Raw genomic sequence first — 12128 nt, 5'->3', positions numbered from 1 at the left:
AGTTATGAATATTTTAGTCACTGGTGGGGCAGGCTACATTGGGAGCCATACGGTACGAGCTTTACAAAAAGCGGGTCATACGCCCGTTGTATTAGATAATTTATCACGAGGACATGTTGAATCATTACCAGCAAATGTTGAATTTATTAATATGGACATTGCTGATACTGCTTTGGTCAATTTGTTAAAAGAAAAGCAAATTGATGGCGTTATGCATTTTGCAGCTCATTCACAAGTCGGTGAATCGATGACTAATCCTATGATTTATTATGAGAATAATGTAGTTGGTTCATTTCAACTTATTGAAGCTGTTCGTCAAGCTGGTGTAAAATATTTTGTATTTTCTTCTACTGCTGCTGTATATGGGGAGCCAGAAGTAGTGCCGATTAAGGAGGATGCTCGATTAGCACCTACTAATGTATATGGTCGCACTAAGCTAATGATTGAACAAATGCTTCAAGACTATAGTAATATTTATGGTTTACGTTATGTAGCTTTGCGCTATTTTAATGCTGCTGGGGCTGATAGTAGTGGTGAAATTGGGGAAGATCATACGCCTGAAACACATTTAATTCCTCTTATTCTAGAAGCTGCTTTAGGCAAGCGTCCTAATATTACAATTTTTGGTACTGATTATGATACAGCTGATGGTACTTGTGTGCGTGATTATATTCATGTTAATGATTTGGCATCAGCTCATATTTTGAGTATGGAATATTTGCGTGATGGTGGTGCCTCTAATTACTTTAATTTAGGGTCTGGTAATGGCTTTAGTGTTAAAGAGATTGTAGATACTACTAAGAGTGTGACTGGTGTAGATTTTCCAGTAGTTATTGGTGAACGCCGTGCAGGGGACCCAGGCACTTTAATTGCTTCCTCTGAAAAAGCACAAACTGTGCTTGGCTGGAAACCAATTCATAGCGATGTAACTCAAGTTATTAAAGATGCTTGGCAATGGCATCAAGGCCATCCGAATGGCTATAAAGCATAAAAAGGATAGTGAATATGATGAATAGACTGTCTCTACAAGATTTGCGAAATTTGTTAATTAAGAAAGGTCGCCTCTTGTATGGGGCGGTCTTTTTATTTTGCCTTGTTTGTTTTTATGGCATTAGTACGTCACAGTGGCAACGGGTAACTGAATTGAGTGATCGTACAGATGTCACGGATGAATCAGTTAGTCATAATTCTGAGGCTATTTCAGTATATGGCGCTAATAAGGGAACTCGTGGTGGGCTGATAGAAAACAACAAAGGAAAACCTTCAGTGGGTAATAGTATACATAATAATACATCTCAAACTAGAGCAAAAAACACTGAGACTAGAGAACAATTTATTACTCCTATTATGGGATTAACGTCAGCTTTACGAAGTCATCCTTTTGATGATCCTTTTATACATCCGTTGCGAACTGAAAATATGGAGTTGGCTACTGGAGAAACCAATAGTTTAGTTAAAACAGACACTGTAAGTAAGGTTCAGAGATTCACTGATAGTTATCAAGAACATTCAGGGCAGGAGACTTGGGGAAAACGAATCGGAGGAAGTTATAGAGGCATTGATGAAGGGAGTAAGGCTATTGCAAAAGGTAGTCATTATAATCAGAAAGCCTCTCAGGTTGTAACATTGGCCAATATACAAGTAACCGGTATAGTAGGAGGGAACACTAACTTAGCTATGTTACACACTGATAAGGGTGAGGCTTGTTATGGTATTGGCGAAGGTCCAGGGGAATTGATAATTCAGGCAATTACGAGTGAAGCCGTATTAATTAGTGATGGTAATACTAGTCGTTGGTTATATGTAGAGTAGTATTTGCTGGTTATATGTAGAGTAGTATTTATAGGTATAGATTAAGGGAGCGTTTGAGATGTTAAAGGGTATAAAGTTATGGATATGTATTTTGTGTTGTTTACAGTTTTATTTATGTGGTGAATCGGTGTGTGCTTTATCGATGACTGTTAATAATGGTAGTTTAGCCGGTTTAGTTCAGTCTATTGCGCGTAGTGAAGGCTTGGCTATTACAGGGGCAGAAACATTAGCTGGTACTGTTTCAATTCGCCTTAATGAGCCTAATGGGGTAGCTGCTTTACAGCGATTAGCACGGTTGAAACATTTTACTTTATATGAAGAAGATGGACTATGGATAGTTGATGGTAATGGAATGGCTGATAAAGAGGCAAGAATAGCGACTATTATAGCGCCTAAACATATATCAGTGCTAGCCCTCAGTGAGGCACTACGGGCTATTGTAGCTGAAAAGAACATTCGTATTGTAAAGGGGGCTAATCAAGTTATCGTATATGGGACAGCTGCAGAACTTAGGCAAGTTCAGACCATATTACCTACTTTAGATGTACAGCCTAAACAAGTACGTTTAGAAGTAGCAGTTGTGGCATTTGAACATTCCTATGTAAAAGAGACGGGTATTCAATGGTCTTGGCAGAGTCTTACAGGACATGGGGAAGATTCTACCAATTCATATGGCGGGATTCGTTTTGGCCGAGCCCCTTCAGGCACACCGTATACGTTTTGGTTTAAGCCTGAAATAAAGGCACAAGAAACGACGGATAAAACAGTGTTAATTGCGCGACCATCCATTATGGCTTTGAATGGTGAAGAAGCAAAGATATTGATAGGGGATCGTATTCCTGTAGTAGAAGAAGTAAAAGATGGTAATGAAAGTCGAACGACTACAAGATACGAAGAAGCGGGCATTCGCCTTACCTGTACACCTTTTATTTCTGAGGATAAAGGCATTGAAGCGGAGATTCATGCCGAAGTAAGTAGTCCTGCGCTTGTATCTGAAATGAAAGCCTATCGTATTACCACTCGAGAGGCACATACAAAAGTGCATTTGCAATCTGGCGATGTTTTAGTGATTGGAGGTTTAATGGATAATCGGGAGGGCAAGCAGTTTTCTAAAATTCCGATTTTAGGAGATATTCCTTTGCTGGGAAAACTATTTCAACATGCGCGCCGCACTAAAGATAAGGTAGAGCTATGTATTTTTGTAAAAGCTGAAGCCTTAGAAGAGCCAAGTACGTCATCTCTATGATATAATAAAGTCATATGTAGATGAACGGAGGCAGAAGGATGGAGCGAATCCGAATAATTGGATTAGGTAAATCATTTGGGATACGTCAAGTGTTTACTAATGTATCCTTTGAAATAAAACAGGGTGAGCGTGTTGGCTTAGTAGGCACTAATGGAGCCGGCAAGTCAACTCTCATGAAATGTATTTTAGGGATTGAAGAAGCAGACGAAGGGCAGGTTGTAAAAGACAGTGCCACTACAATTGGCTATTTACAGCAGGATATCAATTTAGGTGACGATAGTTTGGCTGTTGAAATTCAAAAAGCCTTTGCTGATGTGCAACAATGGGAGGCACAGTTGTTGGAGGTTTCTAAACAATTAGAAACTAGTCCACAGGATGAAAGTTTGCTTAAGCGATTGGCTCATATTCAAGATCGGTTAGATTGGCTAGGTGGTTATGATTATGAGGCACAAAGTCGCCGTATTGTTTATGGTTTAGGTTTTACAGATGAAGACTTAACTAAATCGGTGTCTGAGTTTTCTGGTGGGCAAAAGACGAGAATTAATTTGGCAAAAGCCTTAGTTCGTCGCCCAGACTTTTTATTTTTAGACGAACCAACAAACCACTTAGATATGGATATGCTAGAGTGGTTAGAGAATTATTTAAGTTCCTATGGCGGTGGTATTTTAATTATCAGTCACGACCGCTATTTTCTTGACCGTGTAACGACGCGTATCGTTGAACTAGATCATCATAAGGCAACTAGTTACCGCGGGAATTATAGTCGCTATGTAGAACAACGGGCAGCGCAATATAAGGCGCAACAGTCTGCCTATGAGAAACAGCAAGAGTATATTCGCAAAACAGAAGAGTATATAGATAAGTATAGGGCTGGGATTAAATCTAAAATGGCTCGTGGCCGCCAGTCTCAGTTAAATCGTTTAGAACGTTTGGAAGCACCAGAACATTCTGAACAGTTAAAATTTACTTTTCCGAAAGCTGAATTCAGTGCTGATAAAGTATTAACTGTGGAAGAATTGTTTTTATCCTATGGTGAACGAGATATTGTAGAAGATGTTTCCTTTATGATTCGTCGCGGGGACTCTGTAGCTTTAATTGGACCTAATGGAGCGGGAAAATCAACGCTTTTAAAAGCCATCACTGGTGAATTAGTGCCGGAAGCAGGCTTCATTGACATTGGGAGTCGTGTATCAGTAGGGTATTTTTCACAGGAACATGAGGAATTACATCTACAGTGGACGGCTGTCGAAGAAGTTATGAGTCAATTTAACTTTAGTGAAGAGAAAGCTCGTAATGTGTTAGGGATGTTTTTATTCCGTGGTGATGATGTATTTAAACAAGTTCGTGATTTATCTGGCGGCGAAAGAGCCCGTTTAAGTTTGTTAAAATTATTCTTGCAAGGCGATAATTTTTTAATTCTTGACGAACCTACTAACCATTTAGACATTCCTACTCGTGAAGTTGTGGAAGAAGCACTTATGGGCTTTACTGGCACTTTGTTGGTAGTCTCGCATGATCGTTATTTCTTAGATAAAGTAGCTAAGCGAACCTTGGTATTAGAACCAGAGGGGATTGAGGAGTTTCAGGGAAATTATTCGTATTACAAAGATAAATTAAAAGAGCAGGCACAGCTCGCTGAACAGATGGCTCTTAAAGAAGCTAAGGTAGCGGGTGAAGGGCGTAAAACTTTATCTTCAAAATTAGGTAATGAAGGACAGTCTAATTTTGAGGTTTCTTCTGATGCTTTAGAATTAAATGCTTCTAATTCTGGTGTAATATCAGCTAAGGACGCAATTAGTGAGGAGCCTAAGAAACTTAATGCATATATGCAAGCTAAGCAATTAGAGGAAACAGAAACGGAGATTGCTCGTTTAGAGGCAACTTTAAAAATGTATGAAGTGCAACTACAAAATCCAGCTTTACAAGAAGATAGTGAAGCCTTAGCTGACGTAGCTGCACAGATGGAGACGGTTAATAGTAAGTTAGCTAGTTTGTATGAAAAATGGGAGCAATTAGCACAATGAAAGGGCGATTTGCACCAAGTCCAACGGGACATATTCATTTAGGCAATGTGTGGATTGCCATGTTGTCTTGGTTAGTAGTGAAACAGCAGGGTGGTACGTTTGTCTTGCGCATGGAAGATATTGATACACAACGAGCTAAGCGCACTTTAGGGGACGATTTATTAGATGATTTAGAATGGTTAGGCCTTACTTGGGATGAAGGACCACGAACGGGCGGTCCTTCTATCTCTTATTGGCAAAGTGAGCGCTATGATTTTTATGAGGCACAATTACAAAAGTGGCAGACTGAAGGGCTAATATATCCCTGTTTTTGTAATAGAGCTCGTTTACAGTCTATTAGTTCAGCTCCTCATGGACATGAGGGGATTGCTCACTATGATGGTCATTGCCGCCACCTAAATGAAACTATGCGACACCAATTATATAGTCAAAAAGAGCCCTCTTGGCGATTAAAAGTAGCAAAGCGAAGATATGAATTTATGGACTCTTGGCAAGGACTACAAAGTCAAGAATTATGGCCGGAGACAGACGATTTTGTTGTAAAACGAGCAGATGGTATGTTTGCCTATAATTTAGCGGTTGTTATGGATGATATTGCTATGGGGATTACGGATGTAGTTCGAGGCTATGATTTATTGCCTGCTGTTGCTTCGCAGCTCTGGTTATATGAAGTATTAGATGAGTCAGCCCCTATATATTGGCACGCCCCTTTAGTGGTAGATGAAGATGGCTATCGTTTATCAAAGAGACAACAGAGTATTACTTTGCGTGAGTTGCGTGAAAGTGGTTATAGTGCGCCTATGATATTAGGTCGTTTAGCCTTGGCAGCAGGGCTTGTTTCGCGAAAAGCGTTGGGCCCAGGAGAGACTCTATCTTGGTCGACCTTACTAGATAGTAATATTGAGAATTTATCTCTTAAACAACAGCAAATCAAATTGACAAATTTCGATATTGTGATATAATTTAGTGTAGAGAGTTGAGGTGATAGTATGACACCTAAAGACGCACTTACTAAGAAAGTATGGGCTGTGTTAGGCGCTACAAGTCGTAAAGAAAAATTTGGTTACAAAATTTATGCTTGCTTGCGTGATCATGGCTATACAGTGTATCCAGTCAATCCTAATGTTACAGAGATTGATGGAGTTATCTGCTATCCATCACTTAGTGATTTACCAGAAGTGCCAGAAGTAGTGGATTTTGTAGTTCCAGAAAAAGTAGGCTTAGCCGCTTTGGAGGAATGCAAATCATTACAAATTCCGACAGTTTGGCTTCAGCCTGGTGCTGATAAACCAGCTGTAGTAGCAAAAGCTAAGGAGCTAGGACTCGCAGTCATTGAGGATTGTGTATTGGTTCAAATACGTCCAGATAATCATTAATGTAAGTTCATTTCATTGAAATATAATTTTAGACAATACATTTAGGAGGGTATTTTATTATGGCAAATATTGCAGAATTAACAACAGCAAATTTTAAAGAAACAATTACATCTAAAGAAGTGGCAATCGTAGATTTTTGGGCTCCATGGTGCGGTTATTGCGTACGTATGATGCCTGTATTTGAAGCGTTAGCTGAAGAATTAGGTGATAAAGTAGCTTTTGCTAAAGTTAACACTGATGAAGTTGTTGAATTAGCAAAAGAATACCAAGTAGAAGTACTACCAACATTTGCTATTATTAAAAATGGTGAAGTAGTAGACCGTAAAATTGGTTATGTACCACAAAATGAATTAAAAGCAGCTATTGAAGCTCACTTATAATATAGAAAGGCCTGGTGCTGATAGTAGTCATGAGTTATATGCTCATGGTTACACTTCAGTACCAGGCTTTTTTAGTTTTGTAATTCTTTTTGACGTGCTTTTAAAGCTTTATCTAAGGATAATGCTTTTTTACGGTCTAAGTAGCTACGAGCAAAAATGTGAGGAATGGATACGCCAATAGCTATACAAATAATAGTCATAACGCCTGTAATTCCACTGCGTAGCGCAAAGAGGAGATTATCAGGTGTTAACGAATTAATGGTTAATAGGCCAAATAAAAAGCGGTAGAGTAAAACACCAGGAATCATTGGAATAACAGAAGGAATGGATAAAATGAGTGGCGCTGTTCGGAAAAATTTGTAAAACCGCAAGGCTAATAAACCGATAATAGCAGCAGCTACAAAGCTAGCACCGACTAAGGTAAAGTTAAAGTTTACGATTAAAATATTGCGTGTGATGACACTGATAGTCCCGCCTAGAGCAACAATCCATAATAGGCGATACGGCGTGTTAAAAATAAGGGAAAAACATACGGCTCCGATGGCTGCCGCTACCGCTTGAATCGGCGATACTACAGCGGGTGTAATATTTAGGTGGGTAAAAGTAGAGACATGATCAAAGTAGAGTGCCATGGCAATGCCTACAGACATACTACTAACTATGAGTAAGGTGTGCATAGCTCGTGTCATACCAGATACAATGTGGTTATTAATCATATCATCTACTGCATTTATAAGGGGAATGCCAGGAATTAGAAACAGTGTGCAACTAACCATAGCATAAATAATTTCAAAAGAGCCTAAGGTAGTATTGAGTAAATAGGCTGCTGAGGTGGCGGAAAAAGCGGCCGCTACTACACCAAAATAAAAGTTAATCTTGAAATGATGGCATATATAACGAACTAAAAAGCCAACGATAGCACAAATAGAAGTCATTAGAGCGGAGAAAAGAGAACCACCAAATAAAATAGTAAAAGCCCCACAAGCTAAACCTGCACCGATGGCTAGAACTGAAGTTGAATATTTAGGTGGTGCTTGGGCAATACTTTTAAGATGTGCTTCGAATTCATCTAAGGTAAAATTTTGTTCTATAGCTTTCCAGGTTAATTTTGATAAGGTGGATAAAATCGTCATATTTACGCCGTGAACAGGCGTTTTACGAAAGGCTGTATAGGAATGCTTTTCGTCATTAATATTGAGCATTAATGTCATATAGGTTATATGAATATGGACATATTCAGGGGGAATTCCCATATAGGTAGCGGCGCGCATCATATCTCGTTGTAGATGATTGGTGTTAGCGCCGTTTTCCATAAGTAGTTGTCCTAAGTCGAGTAATAAATCCATTTTACGCCGAATCGCTACAAATGGTTCGTTCATAATTTGATAATTAGAAGGACCGGATGAGCAACTATTGGCAGTATGATGATGGCGATGTTGCGGATGCATGTGGTGGTTATGACTATTTCCTGTTGTCGATTCGTGAACAGTAGTCATAGTATGTTTTTTGTTGGTCTTGTGAGTCATACAATAGTCCTTTCTCTACATTGTATAATGTATGGTTCTATCTTGTAATCTTAGTTTTATTTTATATTAGTATATCATATTGGGGTTGTCGTGTGATTAGGGAGTGGCAAAAAATGGTAACTGGGGGGCGAAGTGGGGACTACTTTAAAATTGAGCCAAGATAAAGTCTAATAATAACGAACATATGAATCTTAAAATAAAACAAAAAAACGTTTAAAAGCAGAAAAAATAAAGATTTGAAAATTTTTTCTGCTTTTTTTATTAAATTTCACATATTTTATTGTTATTAAGTGGGGGAATGTGGTAGAATTTACCATATAGTGGTGAATAAGATAGGGAACGTGTAAAAGGAGGTGAGACAATGATGTTCATGGGTGAATATTCACATACCATTGATACAAAAGGGCGATTAATTATTCCAGCTAAATTGCGTGAGCAATTAGGGGAGTCCTGTATTATGACCAAGAGCCTTGATAATTGTCTCGCCATTTATACGTACGAAACCTTTGAAGCCAAAGCAACTCAATTAGCGGCTCAATCTAATGGCAAGGCTAGTGTACGGGGTTTAAAACGTTCTATTTTTGCAAATGCAAATGAACTAGAGTTTGATAAACAAGGACGTATCTTAGTGCCTGCTAGCTTACGTAACTATGCGTTCTTAAAAAAAGAAGCTGTGGTTATCGGCGCTGGTGATCATGTAGAAATTTGGAGTCGTGAACATTGGGATGCTTATTCAGCAGATATGGATGCCAATATGGAAGCTTTAACTGAAAATATGGAAGGACTTATTTTCTAAAAGTTATAAGTTTTCAACAAAGTTTAGTTAGTAAAAGAAGGGAGGCCCTATGGAATTTCATCATGTCAGCGTGTTGCTTGACGAGACGGTACAAGCTGTTATTACGGATCCCCATGGGGTCTATGTAGATTGTACGCTTGGTGGTGCCGGTCATGCACACGCATTAGGTGAACAATTAGCTGAAGATGGATTACTTATTGGTCTGGACCAAGATGAAGTAGCCTTAGCTACAGCTACAGAGCGTTTGCAAGATTTGTCTTGTCAGGTTATGACTATTCCAACAAATTTTCGCCATTTAAAACAAGCTCTTACAGAGCGAGGCATTACAGCTGTTGATGGATTTATCTTTGACTTGGGCGTATCAAGCTATCAATTAGATACAGCTGAGCGAGGGTTTTCCTATATGCAGGATGGTCCTTTAGATATGCGGATGGATCAGCATAGTGACTTAACGGCCGCTAAGGTAGTTAACAGCTATAGTGAAGCTGATTTATACCGAATTATTCGTGATTATGGCGAAGAACGTTGGGCTAAACGAATTGCTCAATTTATTGTAGCTGCTCGAGAAGAAAGTCCGATTGAAACGACTGGTGAATTGACAACTATCATTAAGCAGGCGATTCCAGCTGGTGCTCGTCGTGAAGGTCCACATCCAGCTAAGCGGACATTTCAAGCGATTCGTATTGAAGTGAATCAAGAGTTAGCTATTTTACAAGATAGTTTTAAAGATGCTGTTGAATTATTAAAACCAGGTGGCCATATTGGTGTAATTACCTTCCATTCGTTAGAAGATAGAATTACTAAGCAAACTTTTAAAGAGTTGAGTACGGGCTGTGTTTGCCCGCCAGGTTTACCTGTGTGTGTGTGTCATCACAAGGCTAGTGTTAAAGCGCGCAATAAAGCGATTGAGCCTAGTGAAGAAGAAGTGGCTATTAATCCGAGATCTCGTAGTGCTAAATTACGGGTAGCTCAAAAGGTATAGATAGATTGTGGGGGTTGATTGTATGTTAGCGAGAAAAACAGTTGGTGTGAGAGTGGCTCAACCGACAGCGAGACCGTATATACCGACACGTGGGCGTTCAGCTAAACGAGCTGGCGTATTTAGTAATGCATCGCCAGAATTAAAGCAAGCGATGTTATTGGTTGGTATGCTTTGTGCTATTTGTTTTTCCATAGTTGGGGCTGAAGCAATAAAAGCAGGTGCTGGCTATCAATTGGTGAGTCTGCAAAAAGAGATGGTTCAACTTTCAAGAGATAACGATGAATTGAATTTAGAGGTGGCAGAATTAAAATCACCTACAAGAATTCAACAGATTGCGCAAGATAAATTGGGAATGGTTTTGCCCGATGCTTTTGTGTACAATAGCAAAGGTACTACTGTAGAACGAGATGTGAATGTAACACAGCACATCATGGAGTAACTACGGTATGAGGCAGCTCCGTAGGTGAGCTGCTTTCCTTGTTTGAAGTGGAGGTATTATTGTGAAAACAGTTCAAGAAATTATAGATGTAATTAAAGAGGTGACCGTTACAGGGCCCACTGATGTGGCTGTTTCACATATAACAGCTGATTCTCGGGAAGTTAAGCCTGGCAGTTTGTTTATTTGTTTGACTGGCGCCCATGTTAATGGTCATGATTATATAGCAAAAGCGATTGAAGCCGGTGCAGTGGCCTTACTGGTTTCACAGCCTGTAGCGGTGCCTGCCCATATAGCAGTTTTAACAGTAGGGGATACTCGTATTGCCATGCAACAATGTGTGCCATTTTTTTATGACTATCCAGGTTGTAAAATGCGCATGATTGGCGTAACGGGGACTAATGGAAAAACGACAACAACTCATATTATTGGCCATATTTTAAAGGCCCAAGGTTATAAAGTAGGGATTATTGGTACTGTTCATGTAATGATTGGCGATAAAACATATCCCATTCACAACACAACTCCCGATGTTGTAGATTTACAACATATTTTGGCGCGCATGGTAGCTGAAGGGGTAACTCATTGTATTATGGAAGTATCCTCTCATGCGTTAGCTTTAGGTCGTGTAGCTGGTGTAGAATACGATACGGCTGTATTTACTAACTTAACACAGGACCATTTAGATTTTCATAAGACTTTTGAAAACTATTTAGCGGCAAAGTGCAAGTTGTTTGAACAGGTAAGTATGTCTAAGCAGCATAAAACTAATAAAGGGGCGGTTATTAATATTGACGATCCTTATGGTAAACAAGTGATGGCCAAAAATTCAGCGCCGCTTATTACATATGGCACGAAGGGGCAGGGGACTTTAGAAGGTGAAAATCTTACAATTACCTCTAAAACGTCTGCTTATGATGTAGTGTACCAAGGGAAGTCATATCCTATTCATATGAGAATTACTGGGCTTTTCAATGTGTATAACACATTAGCCGCTATGGGGGCTTGCTTATTTGAAGGCATTTCCATGGAAGCTATTATTGAGGCCCTAAGTGATTTCACAGCTGTTCCAGGGCGCTTTGAATTAGTAGAAGAAGGACAACCGTTTGCAGTCGTAGTAGACTATGCACATACACCTGATGGTTTGGAAAATATTTTAGAAACGGCGCAAAAGATTGTTGACAATAAGATACTAGTTGTCTTTGGTTGTGGTGGTGACCGAGATGCTACTAAGCGACCTATCATGGGGCGTATAGCAGCGCAATATGGTGATAAAATTTTTGTAACGTCTGACAATCCTCGTACGGAAGATCCTAATCAGATTGTTGAGCAGGTAGCCGTAGGGGTAAAAGAAGCACTTCGACCAGATTCATCGTATGAAATTATTGTAGATCGACGTACTGCTATTCATGAAGCTATTAAGCAAGCTGAAGCTGGCGATGTAGTTATTATTGCTGGTAAAGGACATGAAGATTATCAGATTTTGAAAGATAAAACGATTCATTTTGATGATAGAGAAGTAGCACGCGAAGCATTGAAGGAGAGATAAG

The 12128-nt window shown here is 39.3% G+C and carries 12 protein-coding genes; 11 read left to right on the top strand and 1 reads right to left on the bottom strand.

What is annotated here, in order from left to right; genetic code table 11:
- Positions 1-4 precede the first annotated feature (4 nt).
- From galE to trxA, 7 genes are read left to right on the top strand one after another with little or no spacing between them, the layout of a single operon-like run.
- Positions 5-991, top strand: a complete 987-nt coding sequence (gene galE, locus NFR44_RS02740) for a UDP-glucose 4-epimerase GalE (RefSeq protein ID WP_251440948.1) — start codon at positions 5-7, stop codon at positions 989-991.
- 14 nt (positions 992-1005) lie between these two features.
- Positions 1006-1812: a hypothetical protein gene (locus NFR44_RS02735; RefSeq protein WP_251440946.1), complete on the top strand. Its 807-nt coding sequence runs from the start codon at positions 1006-1008 to the stop codon at positions 1810-1812.
- Between the two features lie 58 nt (positions 1813-1870).
- Positions 1871-3058: a type II secretion system protein GspD gene (locus tag NFR44_RS02730; protein WP_251440942.1), complete on the top strand. Its 1188-nt coding sequence runs from the start codon at positions 1871-1873 to the stop codon at positions 3056-3058.
- A 38-nt stretch (positions 3059-3096) separates the two neighbouring features.
- On the top strand, positions 3097-5082 hold the full coding sequence (locus NFR44_RS02725) for an ABC-F family ATP-binding cassette domain-containing protein (protein WP_251440941.1): 1986 nt from the start codon (positions 3097-3099) through the stop codon (positions 5080-5082).
- A complete protein-coding gene (gene gluQRS, locus NFR44_RS02720; RefSeq protein WP_251440939.1) occupies positions 5079-6044 on the top strand; it encodes a tRNA glutamyl-Q(34) synthetase GluQRS in 966 nt (321 codons plus the stop codon). The genes NFR44_RS02725 and gluQRS overlap by 4 nt, the downstream gene beginning before the upstream one ends.
- 27 nt (positions 6045-6071) lie before the next feature.
- Positions 6072-6458 (top strand): CoA-binding protein, encoded by a 387-nt coding sequence (locus tag NFR44_RS02715; protein WP_251440937.1) that lies wholly within the window; start codon positions 6072-6074, stop codon positions 6456-6458.
- Between the two features lie 59 nt (positions 6459-6517).
- Positions 6518-6838, top strand: coding sequence for a thioredoxin (trxA, locus tag NFR44_RS02710; protein ID WP_251440936.1), 321 nt, complete (start codon positions 6518-6520; stop codon positions 6836-6838).
- Between the two features lie 71 nt (positions 6839-6909).
- Here the strand turns inward: trxA and NFR44_RS02705 are convergent, their stop codons facing one another.
- Positions 6910-8364 carry a threonine/serine exporter family protein gene (locus NFR44_RS02705; protein ID WP_251440934.1) on the bottom strand — a complete coding sequence of 485 codons (1455 nt, stop codon included), beginning with the start codon at positions 8362-8364 and terminating at the stop codon, positions 6910-6912.
- A gap of 361 nt (positions 8365-8725) precedes the next feature.
- Here NFR44_RS02705 and mraZ point away from each other — a divergent pair, with 361 nt between their 5' ends.
- The 4 genes from mraZ (at position 8726) to NFR44_RS02685 (ending at position 12127) form a co-directional block, all read left to right on the top strand.
- A complete protein-coding gene (gene mraZ / locus NFR44_RS02700; RefSeq protein ID WP_503827358.1) occupies positions 8726-9160 on the top strand; it encodes a division/cell wall cluster transcriptional repressor MraZ in 435 nt (144 codons plus the stop codon).
- Between the two features lie 49 nt (positions 9161-9209).
- Entirely contained in the window at positions 9210-10142 is a 933-nt protein-coding gene (gene rsmH / locus NFR44_RS02695) for a 16S rRNA (cytosine(1402)-N(4))-methyltransferase RsmH (RefSeq protein ID WP_251440932.1), read from the top strand.
- Between the two features lie 22 nt (positions 10143-10164).
- On the top strand, positions 10165-10581 hold the full coding sequence (gene ftsL / locus NFR44_RS02690; protein WP_251440930.1) for a cell division protein FtsL: 417 nt from the start codon (positions 10165-10167) through the stop codon (positions 10579-10581).
- Positions 10582-10642: 61 nt separating this feature from the next.
- Positions 10643-12127 (top strand): UDP-N-acetylmuramoyl-L-alanyl-D-glutamate--2,6-diaminopimelate ligase, encoded by a 1485-nt coding sequence (locus NFR44_RS02685; protein WP_251440929.1) that lies wholly within the window; start codon positions 10643-10645, stop codon positions 12125-12127.
- The last annotated feature ends 1 nt before the right edge of the window (position 12128 follow it).

Source organism: Veillonella intestinalis (assembly GCF_943193155.1).
Taxonomy (GTDB): domain Bacteria; phylum Bacillota; class Negativicutes; order Veillonellales; family Veillonellaceae; genus Veillonella_A; species Veillonella_A intestinalis.
Note: the sequence above shows the minus strand (reverse complement) of the source record. Positions and strands in the feature narration are given on the sequence as shown.

Coding starts and splice junctions, on each gene's coding strand:
- galE (WP_251440948.1), top strand. CDS start 5: ATGAATATTTTAGTCACTGGTGGGGCAGGCTACATTGGGAGCCATACG.
- NFR44_RS02735 (WP_251440946.1), top strand. CDS start 1,006: ATGATGAATAGACTGTCTCTACAAGATTTGCGAAATTTGTTAATTAAG.
- NFR44_RS02730 (WP_251440942.1), top strand. CDS start 1,871: ATGTTAAAGGGTATAAAGTTATGGATATGTATTTTGTGTTGTTTACAG.
- NFR44_RS02725 (WP_251440941.1), top strand. CDS start 3,097: ATGGAGCGAATCCGAATAATTGGATTAGGTAAATCATTTGGGATACGT.
- gluQRS (WP_251440939.1), top strand. CDS start 5,079: ATGAAAGGGCGATTTGCACCAAGTCCAACGGGACATATTCATTTAGGC.
- NFR44_RS02715 (WP_251440937.1), top strand. CDS start 6,072: ATGACACCTAAAGACGCACTTACTAAGAAAGTATGGGCTGTGTTAGGC.
- trxA (WP_251440936.1), top strand. CDS start 6,518: ATGGCAAATATTGCAGAATTAACAACAGCAAATTTTAAAGAAACAATT.
- NFR44_RS02705 (WP_251440934.1), bottom strand. CDS start 8,364: ATGACTCACAAGACCAACAAAAAACATACTATGACTACTGTTCACGAA.
- mraZ (WP_503827358.1), top strand. CDS start 8,726: ATGATGTTCATGGGTGAATATTCACATACCATTGATACAAAAGGGCGA.
- rsmH (WP_251440932.1), top strand. CDS start 9,210: ATGGAATTTCATCATGTCAGCGTGTTGCTTGACGAGACGGTACAAGCT.
- ftsL (WP_251440930.1), top strand. CDS start 10,165: ATGTTAGCGAGAAAAACAGTTGGTGTGAGAGTGGCTCAACCGACAGCG.